Annotated in this window: 12 protein-coding genes; 10 read left to right on the forward strand and 2 right to left on the reverse strand. The window is 41.6% G+C overall.

Features of this window, described 5'->3' with window-relative positions:
- The first annotated feature begins 25 nt into the window (after positions 1-25).
- The 5 genes from AS030_RS15110 (at position 26) to AS030_RS15125 (ending at position 4,897) form a co-directional block, all read left to right on the forward strand.
- Complete coding sequence (locus AS030_RS15110) at positions 26-2,386, forward strand: heavy metal translocating P-type ATPase (RefSeq protein WP_240482348.1); 2,361 nt, start codon at positions 26-28, stop codon at positions 2,384-2,386.
- A gap of 131 nt (positions 2,387-2,517) precedes the next feature.
- Positions 2,518-3,144, forward strand: coding sequence for a zinc dependent phospholipase C family protein (locus AS030_RS15115; RefSeq protein ID WP_240482349.1), 627 nt, complete (start codon positions 2,518-2,520; stop codon positions 3,142-3,144).
- Between the two features lie 156 nt (positions 3,145-3,300).
- Complete coding sequence (locus AS030_RS24840) at positions 3,301-3,570, forward strand: virginiamycin B lyase family protein (RefSeq protein ID WP_420889654.1); 270 nt, start codon at positions 3,301-3,303, stop codon at positions 3,568-3,570.
- A gap of 294 nt (positions 3,571-3,864) precedes the next feature.
- The gene (locus AS030_RS15120) at positions 3,865-4,095 is read left to right on the forward strand and encodes a hypothetical protein (RefSeq protein ID WP_061972779.1); all 231 of its coding nucleotides are present in this window, start codon (positions 3,865-3,867) and stop codon (positions 4,093-4,095) included.
- Between the two features lie 601 nt (positions 4,096-4,696).
- Positions 4,697-4,897, forward strand: a complete 201-nt coding sequence (locus AS030_RS15125) for a cold-shock protein (RefSeq protein ID WP_026694123.1) — start codon at positions 4,697-4,699, stop codon at positions 4,895-4,897.
- Positions 4,898-5,289: 392 nt separating this feature from the next.
- Here AS030_RS15125 and AS030_RS15130 read toward each other — a convergent pair whose 3' ends face one another.
- Entirely contained in the window at positions 5,290-5,481 is a 192-nt protein-coding gene (locus tag AS030_RS15130) for a hypothetical protein (protein WP_061972781.1), read from the reverse strand.
- Positions 5,482-5,656: 175 nt separating this feature from the next.
- Here AS030_RS15130 and AS030_RS15135 point away from each other — a divergent pair, with 175 nt between their 5' ends.
- From AS030_RS15135 to ppdK, 3 genes are all read left to right on the forward strand, one after another.
- Positions 5,657-7,489 carry a terpene cyclase/mutase family protein gene (locus AS030_RS15135; RefSeq protein ID WP_061972784.1) on the forward strand — a complete coding sequence of 611 codons (1,833 nt, stop codon included), beginning with the start codon at positions 5,657-5,659 and terminating at the stop codon, positions 7,487-7,489.
- 261 nt (positions 7,490-7,750) lie between these two features.
- Complete coding sequence (locus AS030_RS15140) at positions 7,751-8,569, forward strand: pyruvate, water dikinase regulatory protein (RefSeq protein ID WP_061972787.1); 819 nt, start codon at positions 7,751-7,753, stop codon at positions 8,567-8,569.
- Positions 8,566-11,241: a pyruvate, phosphate dikinase gene (gene ppdK / locus AS030_RS15145; RefSeq protein WP_061972789.1), complete on the forward strand. Its 2,676-nt coding sequence runs from the start codon at positions 8,566-8,568 to the stop codon at positions 11,239-11,241. The genes AS030_RS15140 and ppdK overlap by 4 nt, the downstream gene beginning before the upstream one ends.
- A 67-nt stretch (positions 11,242-11,308) precedes the next feature.
- Here the strand turns inward: ppdK and AS030_RS23710 are convergent, their stop codons facing one another.
- Positions 11,309-11,452 (reverse strand): hypothetical protein, encoded by a 144-nt coding sequence (locus tag AS030_RS23710; protein ID WP_156412586.1) that lies wholly within the window; start codon positions 11,450-11,452, stop codon positions 11,309-11,311.
- 216 nt (positions 11,453-11,668) lie between these two features.
- Between AS030_RS23710 and AS030_RS15150 the strand changes: the two genes are divergently transcribed.
- On the forward strand, positions 11,669-12,553 hold the full coding sequence (locus tag AS030_RS15150; RefSeq protein WP_061972792.1) for an SDR family oxidoreductase: 885 nt from the start codon (positions 11,669-11,671) through the stop codon (positions 12,551-12,553).
- Positions 12,554-13,353: 800 nt separating this feature from the next.
- Positions 13,354-14,760, forward strand: a complete 1,407-nt coding sequence (locus AS030_RS15155) for an MFS transporter (RefSeq protein ID WP_061972795.1) — start codon at positions 13,354-13,356, stop codon at positions 14,758-14,760.
- Positions 14,761-14,817: the final 57 nt, after the last annotated feature.

Genomic DNA, 14,817 nt, shown 5'->3' on the forward strand with positions numbered 1-14,817 from the left:
TCACGGCCAGAGAGGAGAGTACCTGGTGACTGATCAACAAAGAGAATTTTTATTGGATGGCTTGGATTGTGCAAATTGTGCCTCCAAGATCGAAGATGGTGTTCGGGAACTTGAAGGGGTATCATCCTGCAGCGTAAATTTTGTAACCAAAACATTAAGAATGGAAACCGAACAGGGGAGGGACATCCCCGTAATTGAAAATACAAGAGATTTGATTCAATCGATTGAGCCGCACATAAAAGTACTTGACCAGCCAAAAACAAGGCAAAATTCTTCCATGAGTTTCTATATGGAAGGCCTGGACTGTGCCAACTGTGCAGCAAAAATAGAGAAGGAAGCAGCCGGGCTGACAGGTGTAAGTCTTTCAAGTATGGATTTCGTTTCCAAAACCTTACGGATAAAAACGGATCCTTCCACTACGGAAAAAGATCTGTCAGCTAAAATTGTGGAAATCGTAAAGCGTCTTGAATCTGGAGTAAAGGTGACACAGCAACCCCGTCACATCAATAGCGAGCCATCACAAAATAATGGAAATAAAAACGCAGTGATGTTAACACGGATTGGTATGGGAGCCGTCTTAACGGCAGTTGCTGCGTTTGCGCCCCTAAACTATTGGTTGGAGTTTTCCCTTTTTCTTGTCGCCTACTTAATTGTAGGTGGGGAGATCCTGCTTAAAGCTGTCCGAAATATAGTTCGGGGGCAGTTGTTTGACGAGAACTTCCTAATGTCACTTGCGACAGTTGGTGCATTCGCAGTTGGACAGTTCCCCGAAGGAGTAGCTGTCATGCTGTTTTACCAAGTGGGTGAATGGTTTCAGAGCTTAGCGGTCAACCGTTCAAGGAAATCAATACGTGCCTTGATGGACATCCGGCCGGACTATGCCAATCGTAAAGTGGGGAGCAGGACAGAGCGTGTATCGCCTGATGACGTAAGAATAAGTGACATAATTATTATCAAACCGGGAGAAAAGGTTCCTTTGGACGGTAAAATCGTTGAAGGAGTATCCATGGTGGATACTTCGGCGTTAACCGGCGAATCCGTACCCAGGAAAGTGAAGCCTGGCAGTGACCTGTTAAGCGGTACGATCAATAAAAACGGAGTGCTTACTGTAGAAGTAACCAAGAAATTTGAAGACTCCACCGTATCCAAAATTTTGGACCTTGTTCAAAATGCAAGCAGCAAAAAGGCACCGACGGAAAATTTCATTACAAAATTTGCGAGGTATTACACTCCTGTTGTGGTCATTACAGCTGCGGTTTTGGCGTTTCTGCCGCCGCTACTTATTCAGAGTGCATCATTTTCAGAATGGATTTACAGGGCATTGGTCTTTTTGGTCATTTCCTGTCCTTGTGCGCTTGTTGTTTCCATTCCCCTCAGCTTTTTTGGCGGGGTGGGAGGAGCTTCAAAAACGGGCATCCTTATTAAAGGAAGCAATTATCTTGAAGCGTTGAATGATGTGAAATATGTCCTGTTTGATAAAACAGGTACGCTGACAAAAGGTGTCTTTGATGTAATACGTATTCACTCGGATAATGGGTTTTCATCGGATGAATTGCTTTATTATGCTGCCATGGCAGAAGCGCATTCCAATCATCCCATTGCCTTTTCCGTACGTTCCGCCTTTGGTAAAGAGATTCAGGCCGATCAAGTAGGAGAATATAACGAAATTTCCGGGCATGGCATTAGGGCAACAGTAGATGGAAAAGAAGTGCTCGCCGGAAATGAAAAATTAATGAATCAAGAAAAAATAGCTTATGAGAAACATGAGGCAGAAGGTACCGTCGTCCATGTGGCTGTGAATCGGACATATGCCGGGCACCTGGTTATTTCAGATGAAGTAAAAGAAGATGCAGCATCGGCTATTGCGCAGCTGAAAGAGCTTGGAATAAAAAAAACGGTAATGCTGACTGGAGACTCCAAAGCCGTTGGTGAACGTGTGGGGCATCAATTAGGGTTAGATGAGGTTCATGCAGAACTGCTTCCTCATGAAAAAGTGGAACAAGTTGAAAAATGGGATGGCAATAAGTCTAAAAATGAAAAGCTGATATTCGTGGGGGATGGCATTAATGATACTCCTGTATTAGCGAGAGCCGATATCGGAATGGCAATGGGTGGATTAGGGTCAGATGCGGCTATCGAAGCTGCTGACGTGGTCATAATGACGGATGAACCTTCCAAAATCCCTGAAGCCATAAAAATTGCAAAACGAACAAGAAAAATCGTTTGGCAAAATATTATTTTTGCCTTAGGGGTAAAAGCGGTCTTTCTCTCATTGGGGGCCTTTGGAATTGCCACCATGTGGGAAGCGGTTTTCTCGGATGTCGGTGTAACTCTGATTGCCGTTTTAAACGCCATGCGAGTATTGAATGTTAACACAAGAGCATAAAAGAAAACAGCCTGCCAAATTTTTGGCAGGTTGTTTATTATTACAGTTGCTTTTCATTAAGATGTGAATAGTATAGAGATATATTAAATTTCTTACACATTTATTGATTCGACAGGCTGGATGTAGTATTGTTGATTCAACCTATTTCTTCAATAAGAAAGGACTGTTCTGATCTGTTTGCTTATTCGCATAAAGTGATGGCGCACCACATTCAATCACATGTCAGAGAAAGCGTTCAGTATGATTTAAATAAGTCTACGTTTACCTGGGCCAACATGAAACCCGATTTCATTCCGGAACTGGCAAAACGAAAGCATTATATAGAAGAAAGCTTTGATTTTGTTGTTGATAAAATTGTGCGTCTGCTGGACATTCCCGCATCCGATCTGCTGGATAAACAAAAGCGGAGATGGCTTGAAATCGAAATGGGTGTAATTTGCCATTTCGTTACGGATTTCTTCTGTGTTCCACATAACCAGCGCTGGGAATTTAAGCATGCCATGATTCCCCATGTGAAGTATGAAAGAGCTTTGGATAAAAAGGCCAGGGTGCTCAACAGTATAAACTGCTTAACACTGCCCGAGATCAAAGAGCATTCCAAGGAAAGCGTTACGTTTTTCCTTGAAGAGCTGCTCTGTGAGTATGAACAAAAAAAGGATTATAAACGGGATATGGTTTATTCCATCAGTGTGTGCAGTGCGATCTGTACATTTATCCTGGAAAAGATTTATTTGAATGACTTTGGCAAAACGGCATAAGATAACCAAACTCCAAGCGGATTCGGCGGAATTCCCTTGGAGTTTTTTTTAGGTAAATGAAAGGGAGGATGGAGATGGTGAATATGAAAATAGATGAATCTCCTATACCGTTCCTGATTCGTGTCCATATGGAATGGCAAGTGGTAAAAAGGAGAAATATGGTTTACACAGCATAAAGCAAACTTTATCAGCAGTATAAACAAAGAAGGAACCATCACTTCCCACCCAGTTCCAACACTACAAGCGGGTGTGATGGGAATTACAACTGCATCGAATGGTTCAATCGGGTTTACCGAAAATCAGGCAAATAAAATCGCTGTATTCACTCCAGATCAAGGGTTAAGGGAATATAACGTGCCGACTCCGGAATCAGCGCCTTTTGGACACGATGTGGTGAAAAGCTTATGTGGGAGAGATTGCATATAACCGTAATTTTTTTACAAATTCCTAACTACAACTTTCTGGCTCTGGAGTGGTTAAACGTTCCCCATACGTGAGTGGAGGAAAACAAATATCGTCGCAAGCAAGTTTGGCAAACATAGGAGGTCGATGTCTCATCAAATTAACACAAAAATAGAGCATGAACAAAATGAGGAAAAAATTTAACTGCGTATGGTAACAATAATGATAGTGTCCTTGTTTTCCCTCATTTAAAAGATTATATTGTTTCACGTTGTAGGCTCATATTAAGATATAGAGAGTGAGAGGAAGGAGGATGTTATGAACAAGTGTAACATGGATCACTCAAAAGATGATGTCAAACGTAAATACGAGGCACGGAAGGAAGAACTTCCAGAAGATATTTGTGGGTTATTTGATGATTTTTTAAACAGGAATAACTCACAACCCACCTTAAATGAGATGTTTCATCTTCTCAAAAAATATGATTTAGTTGATGAATTGGAAAGATTAGAACGAAATAGAAAAATGAGATCGTTACTTCTTAAATAGGGATGTAATAAGACTTCCTAATACAGGTGTGCTGACAATTCAATAGGCATTTTAGAACTTTTGTCGATCTTTCGACATAAGTTCTTTTTAATGGTGACTTTTTATGATAGGAAGAATAGAAGAATCGGTCTAAACCGTTTTTCGGAATATGCCCCTTTAAATGATTATAATTTCACGTACTGTAATTTTATCAAAAACAGGTTAGTGGATGAATACGTATGTAAATTACTCTACCTTCATGTATAAAAAAGGAAAAAGAAGGGCAATATAATTTTTGCGTTGGATAGGAAGAACCCTCTCAGTTGTAAGGGAACAATTTTGTTATTTAAAACATCGAGAAAGCTCCATCTGTTTTAGATACCAGGACTCTTCTCTTCCCTCAATGAGAGAAGAGGTTAAACAAAGGTCGGACTTCAGGTTGTTTTTAAATATTATTTATTTTCTTAAAATTTTGCTTTCTCTTCTATTTTCTGTTAAAATAAAAAAGGATTATTTTTGTTCGGTGTAAAAGAAGTTTAAGAATTCGATTTTTCATCTTGATGATCACTTTGGGCAAGGATAGTAACATTTTGTGTGTTTAACGCACTAGGAGGAAATAATTATGGAACAAGGTACAGTTAAATGGTTTAATGCAGAAAAAGGTTTCGGATTTATCGAACGCGAAGGTGGAGAGGACGTATTTGTTCATTTCTCTGCTATCCAATCAGAAGGTTTCAAATCATTAGACGAAGGTCAAAAAGTTACTTTTGACGTTGAGCAAGGTGCTCGTGGACCTCAAGCAGCAAACGTTCAAAAAGCATAATAATTATTTATAATAAAACAGGTCCTTTTTAAAAGGGCCTGTTTTTTTGATTTCTAAAAAAAGCGCAATAAAAAACCCGCCAAGCACAGACAACAGGCATGCAATCCTTCTTTTTTTCGAAATTAATTTCATAACCCGGTGTCATTGTGTATCCCTCTTTCGGATGAAATTAACAATTCTTCTCACGAGAATGAAGGGGATAAGAAAAAAAGACGCGCTTCTCCTGAGGGGAAATACACGTCTTTTTTGAGTACAAGTACTTCATTCTTTCTGTTTTACTGTTCGATCTCAAGCTTCGCTTCTACCTGTTTGCAGACTTAATTTGCTGACATGCCATTTGCATCAATGACCGAAGCCGGAGTCACAAAATCTTGATTTTAACAATCGGTTCATTACTTCAAGGTATTTAGTATGTTTTCCGGATTGGTCAACTGAACGGTTTTCACACTTTCTACATTGTGCTTTTTAAACAGCTCTACATGAGTGGTATTTAAAATGGTGCCCTTTTTTAATAATAGAACCCCATTGGAAGTGTAAACGTCTTCCAAAAGAATAGAGCCGGTTTCAACCTGCAAGTCTGACATGTGCATCCTCCTTGGAATAAACAAGATTATAGTTCTATCGTAATGGATAATTATACCTGTATCAACTTTTATTTGTACTTTTCTGTATATTGCTTCTCATTGGAATCTTACTCTTTTCGTGAGCATACAATATAGCCAACACCACTGGCTGTAAGTCTGACCGGAGTGATGGACAATGAACAGACTGGCTAAAGTGATAACAGAAATTGACAGGCGCACCGACCGTCTTCTTGACCTGCAGCAGCCTGACGGCTCATGGCGTTTTTCTTTTGAAAATGCCCTGCTCACGGATGCCTATATGATCATTATGTTACGGACCCTGGAATGGGACGACGAGATGCTGATCCGGCAACTGACAAGGAGATTATTAGCCAAGCAAACAAAGAACGGAACATGGAAAGCCTATCCTGATGAAAGAATGGGCAATTTGTCTGCCACAGCGGAAGCGTATGCCGCCCTGCTTTATTCAGGGGTAATTTCCGGGGATGCCATCCCGATGAAAAAAGCTGCAAGGTTTATCAGAGAAAACGGCGGATTAAAAAAGACCAGTTTGTTAACGAAGGTATTCTTTGCATTTAACGGACTGTATCCATGGCCAGACCGTGAAGTGGATCCTTCGAGACTATTTCGAATCATGAAAAAAGTGAACATGAACTTTTACGATCTTGGAAGCTATGCAAGGGCCCACTTTGCTCCGGTTTTGTTGGGAATGGCAGAAAAGTTTCAGGTGCACAACAGCCGTAAACCTTGTCTGAAGCATTTGATTTCAGAAGAAGACCGCAGAAAGGCGAAGGGAAAAAAGAATTCTAAACGTCCGTTGTATTCCATCCAGAGCGCTTTTTTGGAAAATTACATACTAAAGAGGGTTGAGGAGGATGGAACTCTCCTAAGCTATGCCACTTCTACTTTTCTCATGATATACGGGCTTCTCGCGGTTGGTTACAAGCCCACCGATCCGGTCATTCATGGAGCGATTACCGGGCTGATTTGTCTGGTTCATCATACTGGGAAAACCTTTCATCTACAGAACTCACCGCCAACGGTGTGGGATACTTCTCTCGTAAGCTATACCCTTTTGTCCTCAGGGGCCCCTCCTTCATCTTCACAAATGAGAAAGAGTTTGAGTTTTGTGCAGAAGCATCAGCAAACCCGTCTCGGAGACTGGAAATTTCATAATCCGGATGTCATGCCAGGAGGCTGGGGATTCAGCAAAAGTAACACCATCCATCCGGACATCGATGATACCCAGGCTGCTCTGCGAACGATGTTTCATTATGCAAAAACCGATAGAACGATTCAACACGCCTACAAAAGAGGTGTCGGTTGGCTTCTCTCCATGCAAAACAAAGATGGGGGATGGCCGGCATTTGAAAAAGACACAAATAAAAGATGGATGGCGAAACTGCCCATTGAAAATGCCGGGGATGCGCTTACCGATCCTTCCACAGCTGATTTAACGGGCCGGACGCTTGAGTTTCTCGGAAACTATGAAGGGATACGGCTCTCATCTCCCCACATTCAATCTGCTGTTCAATGGCTGAAGCAACATCAGGAAAGCAATGGTTCCTGGTATGGGCGCTGGGGTATTTGCTATATTTACGGGACATGGGCGGGTATAACAGGACTCATGGCGGCTGGGATCACACATAAAGACTCTGCGGTACAAAAAGCGGTGGAGTGGCTGACTTCGATTCAGAAATGTGACGGAGGATGGGGAGAATCATGCAAAAGTGACATTAATAAGCATTATTGTGATCTTCCATACAGCACAATCACCCAGACAGCATGGGCAGTTGATGCACTAATCGCGGCATGTCCAAAACCAACCGATTCGATAAAACGAGGAATTGACTATCTATTACATCGCGGAAATTATAATGGCATACATGTTTCCTATCCAACAGGGGCAGGGCTGCCAGGAACATTTTATATGTACTACCACAGCTACAATTACATTTGGCCGCTGTTGGCATTATGTCATTACAAGGATAAATACGGAAATAATTAAGAAGAAGGCTGATATCCGTAATGGATTCAGCTTTTTGTGTGGCCGCGGTTAACCAGCATCTATTTGTTCATTTCTATTTTTTTGCTTAAAAATCCAAGAAATAGATTGTATCTCTGAATTATTGGTGTTATTATAGGATTTAAATTAAATTAGTATAACACAATTAAGGGAAATAAATTAAAAGTATGACACATTTGTTGGGAAGGGGAGTAAAGCTTAGAAATTTGGTACACTCAAAACTCATAGGATAGGAGATTCAAATTGGATACGAAGAAGATCGTCTATGTGGTTTCAGACTCAGTAGGGGAAACGGCAGAGCTGATGGTTAAAGCGGTCGCCGCTCAATTTAATGGGGGAGATATTGAAATTCAAAATGTCTCTTTTATTGAAGATATCCAGGATTTGAAAAATGTAATCTCTGTCGCCAAATATCGAAACTCAGTGATTGCCTATACGATTGTGGTTCCTTTTTTGAAACAGTATCTTGACCAGCGGGCGCAAGAAGAAGGTATTATTGCCATTGACCTCATGAAGCCGCTCATGCATGCCTTCACCGAAAAATTTCATAAAGAGCCGGTTTATCAGCCGGGGTTGCTCCGGAAAATGGACGAGAACTATTTTCGAAGAGTGGAAGCCATCGAATTTGCTGTTAAATATGATGACGGACAGGATACACGCGGCCTTTCCCGTGCGGATATCGTCTTGATTGGTGTTTCCAGAACATCGAAAACGCCGCTTTCGATGTATTTGGCCAATAAAAGATTCAAGGTGGCTAACGTTCCGTTAGTGCCTGAGGTGGAGCCGCCGGAAGAAGTCTTTCACTTCAAAAAGAAATGTATAGGTTTAATTATTACGCCGGATAAGCTGAATGAGATTCGGAAGGAACGTTTAAAGAATCTTGGGTTAACGGTAAGAGCCCATTACGCGAACTTTGAGAGGATCATGGAAGAATTGGATTATGCCGAAAAAATCATGAAGAGAATTGGCTGCCCGGTGATTGATGTTTCCAATAAGGCGGTTGAAGAGACGGCAGATTTAATTTTGGCTATGTTAAAAAAGGAGAGGAGCTGGATATCATGACGCAATTCGTATATCTGTTTGATGAGGATGGGAAAAAAGGTAAAGAACTTTTAGGCGGAAAAGGGGCCAACCTGGCAGAAATGACGCGTATTGGACTCCCGGTTCCTTACGGGTTCACCATATCAACGGAAGCGTGCAATACCTATTACCAGGCAGGGAAACGTCTGCCGTCCGAGATGAAAAAGCAAATCGAGACAGCCCTTCATCATCTTGAAGGAAGAACAGGAAAGAAATTAGGGGATACCAGAAATCCGCTTCTCGTTTCTGTGCGTTCTGGGGCGGTTCACTCGATGCCGGGGATGATGGATACCGTGCTGAATCTGGGCATGAACGATGAAACAGTAGAAGCAGTGGCGAGTCTCACTTACAATCCGCGATTCGCGTATGATACATACCGCCGGTTCATTCAAATGTTCAGTGATGTTGTGCTTCATGTGGACGGTTTTTACTTTGAACAGTTGCTCGAAGAAGTCCGCATAGCAAAAGGATATACTACAGATCCTGAAATGACCGCGGAAGACTGGAAAGAAGTGATAGAAGGCTATAAGGAACTGGTTCGAAAACACGCCAAAAAAGACTTTCCGCAAGATCCTAAGGAACAGCTTCAATTGTCCATATCTGCTGTTTTTGATTCATGGAATAACCAACGTGCTTTTGTGTACCGCCGGCTTCATAAGATCCCGGATGACTTGGGTACTGCTGTCAATATACAAAGCATGGTATTCGGAAATATGGGCAATGATTCTGGTACCGGCGTTGCTTTTACAAGAAATCCTTCCACAGGTGAAGCAAAGATTTATGGCGAATATCTGATCAATGCCCAAGGAGAAGATGTGGTGGCTGGGATTCGGACACCGCAGCCGATTGCAGCCATGGAAACGGCTATGCCTAAAGTGTATCAGCAGTTTGCAGAAACATGCCATTTGCTTGAGTCTCATTATAAGGATATGCAGGACATTGAGTTTACCGTCGAGCGGGGAAAGCTCTTCATCCTGCAAACACGGACAGGAAAGCGGACTGCACAGGCGGCCATTCGAATTGCGGCGGAACTGGTTAAAGAAAGCATCATAGATAAAAAAGAAGCGATTTTGCGCATTGAACCAGAACAGCTGAATCAGTTGCTGCACCGCCGTCTGGATGATGCCAAGGAAAGAAATGTCATGGCAAAAGGCCTTCCCGCATCTCCAGGTGCGGCTACGGGCCAAGTGGTATTTGATGCAGATGAAGCCGAAAGAATGGCGAAAGACGGTAAAAAGGTGATTCTTGTCCGTCCGGAAACGACACCGGATGATATTCATGGAATCGTGGCGGCAGAGGCAACGGTTACCAGCCGTGGCGGGATGACCAGTCATGCGGCAGTGGTGGCCAGGGGAATGGGAAAAGCCTGTATATGTGGATGTGAAGCCTTATCGATTAACCTGAAATTACAGCAGATTGCTGTAGCAGGAACGATAATTGAAAAAGGCGATGTAATTACCATTGACGGGTCAACAGGTGAGATTATGAATGGTGAAATTCCGATGATTGATCCGGAACTTTCGGAAGAATTTCAATTGCTTCTTACTTGGGCAGATGAGGAGAGAACATTGGGTGTACGAGCCAATGCGGATAATCCTGAAGATGCCCAAAAAGCATTGGAATTTGGCGCGGGAGGCATCGGGCTTTGCCGCACCGAGCATATGTTTATGGATAGTGCAAGAATACCGGTTGTTCAGGAAATGATACTCGCAGAAACCTTTGATGAGCGAATGGAAGCTCTTGATCAGCTGCTGGTTATGCAACAGGAAGATTTTGAACTCATTTTTGAAGCGATGAAGGGATTGCCGGTGACCATTCGGCTGCTTGATCCGCCGCTTCATGAATTTTTGCCAGACAAGGAAGAACTTCTTGTAGAGGTTACGAAGCTACAACTATCCAGTTCCTTTTCAGAAGAATTATTGGAAAAAGAACGATTGCTTCGAAATGTTCGTAAATTGGATGAATGCAATCCAATGCTTGGGCATCGAGGCTGCAGACTGGGCATGATTTTTCCCGAGATTTATGAAATGCAGGTTAAAGCGATTTTTTACGCGATATGCAACCTGAGGGATAAGGGGATGGATGCCGCCCCTGAGATCATGATCCCTTTGGTAGGCCATGTAAATGAATTAAAAGAGATGAGACAATTGGTGATCGGTACAGCTATGGAAATTGAGCAAGAAGCAGGGCAGGAATTTAATTATCAGATTGGGACAATGATTGAAGTGCCTCGGGCAGCGTTAACCGCAGATCAAATTGCCAAGGAAGCTGACTTTTTCTCCTTTGGTACCAATGACCTTACCCAAACAACCTTTGGCTACAGCCGGGATGATGCGGAAGGCAAGTTTCTTTCTACTTATATCGAAAATAAGGTACTGCCTGAAAATCCTTTTGCCACTCTCGATCAGGAAGGCGTTGGTAAACTTGTAGAACTGGGTGTCAGACTGGGACGGGAAACGAAGCCGGGGTTAAAAACAGGAATTTGCGGTGAGCATGGAGGGGAAAAAGAGTCCATTCGTTTTTGTCATGAGACAGGACTTGATTATGTCAGCTGTTCACCATACCGTGTGCCGCTGGCCCGTCTTGCAGCAGCTCATGCCGCAATAAAACAGGCACAAAAACAGGGGGAAAGCAGGGAACTTCAACTGCACTAATAAGAGAAGCTGTCCGATTCGGACAGCTTCTTACTTTTCATGTATCACGCAGCTGACTCTATAAAACTTACAATTTATAATAAACCTTAGCATCACTTTTACTGTTGTGCTGGACATGTTCATCATCTGATTGAATCCCAGCCCCGATCCAGACACCGATAATGACAAAAAAGGCAATGAGTGGTGAAAGAATGGGTTTTTTTCTATCCATCTTGCATCCTCCTTTTTTCCATTTTTGATAGGTTTCCCTGATGAACAGCTCTCGTAAACACGTTGAAGGATATTTTAATATTTCATATGTTGAAGGGTTTAAAGGACCATCGATTGGGGAAGTCCAAAAAGGTATATTTATACAGAATGATAATACTGACTTGTGTTGTTTTACTGTATAAATGCTAGTGACCTATCTACCTAAGGAGCGATGATGATGTCCAAACCAGTAAATCCTTTAACACAATATTTTAATGAAGATTATCCCAAACAATACCAGGATCCACCTGCGGTTCAGGGTCAAATGAGTCCGCTTCCTGACTGCGGAGAAAAAAGCTACAAAGGTTCAGGAAGGCTGTCAGGGAGGAAAGCGCTGGTTACCGGGGGAGATTCAGGGATTGGCCGAGCAGCAGCCATTGCTTATGCCCGGGAAGGGGCGGATGTTGCCGTCAATTATTTGCCTGAGGAACAATCTGATGCAGAGGAAGTCAAACAGCTCATTGAAGCAGAAGGCCGAAAAGCTGTGCTATTGCCTGGTGACTTGAGTGATGAAGCGTTTTGTGAGGAATTGATTAAGGAGTCTTACTCAGCTTTAGATGGATTGGATATTCTGGCGCTCGTTGCAGGAAAACAGCAGGCAGTTGAAAATATCCAAGACCTGTCCACTGAGCAACTTCGGAAAACCTTTGAAGTGAACGTATTCTCCTTGTACTGGACGGTGAAGGCGGCGTTGCCGTATCTTCCGGAGGGTGCGTCCATCATTACTACCACATCAGTACAGGGCTATAACCCAAGTCCAAACCTGCTGGATTATGCAGCTACCAAATTTGCGATTAATGGGTTCAGCCGGGGACTGGCCAAGCAGTTGGCCCCAAAGGGAATTCGCGTGAATTCAGTAGCGCCCGGCCCGATCTGGACGCCGCTTCAGATTTCCGGAGGACAGCCCGGAGAAGCTATCCCGACGTTCGGTCAGGATACGCCATTAAAGCGTGCCGGGCAACCGGTTGAACTGGCTGGTGTTTACGTGTTCCTGGCTTCCAATGAATCCAGTTACGTAACCGCTCAAACGTATGGAATTACAGGTGGTATTGAATTAGCCTAAGAATATAATCCTGGAGTGAGTAGGAGACTGCTATCTTTTTAGCAGTCTTTTTTCTTTTGTCTTTTCTAGGCAATTCGATAGAATGATTTGGAAAATTGAAAATATTGACCTATTTAGATTTGCTTCTTATTCGCTTATAGTATGAAACCGAAAACACCATGTCCTTAACAGAAGTAACTTCTATGGGAGTCGTTATGTTGAAAACCAAACTGGAACGTGTACGCTTAACACTGCGACATAAAATCGAGGCCATTGTTCATCGCATCATGAGTTGGATGCAGTTTCACCCTTAGATAAGGGCACTTTATTCTATCCTCTCTTGGATCTCACTCCTGCTCTTTATTTTAAGTTTATTTTTCATTAAAGATTCCCGCATCATGTTTGTTCAGTTTCTTTGGTCATTTTATCTTTTATTTACTAAATGGCGTGGTTTAACCTGAGCAAGGCACCTTTATTTCTTTAGATCCTGATCCTGGAGATGATTATATTTTCACGCAAAATGGATAATGTTTCTTCTAATAATTACCGAAAAATGAATAGTATTTTTTAAGTGTGTAAACCCTTAATAAAAGAGGTGTATCTAATTGGAAAGAACAGTTACCAATTTATCATTTGCAGATTATTCAAGTAGTATCATGAGGGATGGTAATGGTGTTTCAAATATTTACGAAATTACATGTATGTAATCATTTTTGTGAAAATGATACTTATGCTTTTGTATTACTTATGAAGCAAGCCTAAAGTTTGATTTTGTTTCTCATTTTTGTATAATCATATACTGCGGAGGTGACATACTACTAATGAAGTTTAACAAGAAAAAAATTAATGTTGTCGATATAAAAAAAGCGAGAAAAAGTGTGTTTGCCACTGGTGTAGGAAACGCAATGGAATGGTATGACTTTGGTTTATATTCCTATCTAGCGGTTATTATTAGTCAGAACTTTTTTAGTGCTGTTAAGAATGACGAGCTAAAATTAGTGTTTACATTTGCCACTTTTGCGATTGCATTTTTAATGCGCCCCTTAGGAGGTATTATATTCGGAAGGATCGGAGATAAGTTAGGGAGAAAAGTTGTTCTAACAACCACCATTATTTTGATGGCTTTATCCACATTATTAATCGGTTTATTACCTACATATGATCAAATTGGTATTTGGGCTCCGATTTTATTATTAATAGCAAGGATTATTCAAGGGTTTTCAACTGGCGGTGAATACGCTGGTGCAATGGTTTATATCGCTGAATCTTCTCCAGACAATAAGCGTAATGTGCTTGGAAGTGGATTGGAAATTGGTACTCTCACTGGATATATACTGGCTTCATTGCTGGCTAGTTTGCTGTTTCTACTTCTATCTGATGATCAGATGGCCTCTTGGGGTTGGAGAATCCCGTTTTTACTTGGTTTACCTTTAGGTCTAATCGGTTTTTATTTAAGAAGCAGTTTAGGGGAAACACCAATCTTTGAAAATGAACTTGCTGATTCTGATGAAGAGGCTGAAGAAGAAAGCTTCTTCACCATTTTAAAAAATCACAAAAGGGATGTTTTCGTATGTTTTGTAGCTGTGGCCTTCTTTAATATTACAAACTACATGCTATTATCGTACATGCCGTCTTATTTAAATGAAATAATAGGGTTGTCTAACACTGTAGGAACCGTATTAATTACAGTTATCATGATTCTTATGGTGCCGCTTGCTTTCATGTTTGGAAAGCTTAGTGATAAAATTGGAAACAAGGCTGTTTTCTTATTTGGTTTAGGAGGCTTAACCCTACTGTCTGTTTTTTGTTTTTATTTAATAAACTTGAATACTTTAGTCTTTATATCGATAGGTATACTGATCCTAGGTTTTCTACTCGCATCTTATGAAGGAACCATGCCTGGAACCTTACCGACAATGTTTTATACAGATATTCGCTATCGAACATTAGCTGTTACTTTTAATGTCTCTGTTTCACTATTTGGTGGAACGACTCCACTAGTTGCCACATGGCTAGTTCACGAAACAGGGAATAACTTAGCACCTGCATTCTATTTAACCATTGTAAGTATTATTGGATTTTTAGTTATTTTATTCTTTTTCACTAACACAGCAGGAAAATCTCTCAAGGGTTCTTACCCGACAGTTGCTTCTAAGTCTGAGTTCAATGAAGCTGTTGAAAATCCAAAAGATGCTTTATGGTGGCATACCGAACAAACCGAGAAATAAAAAGCATAATAGGAAGCAACTAAGTGTTGGTATAAGAAAATGGCTGTTCGCTCCTGA

This window comes from Fictibacillus enclensis (genome assembly GCF_001457035.1).
Taxonomy (GTDB): domain Bacteria; phylum Bacillota; class Bacilli; order Bacillales; family Fictibacillaceae; genus Fictibacillus_C; species Fictibacillus_C enclensis.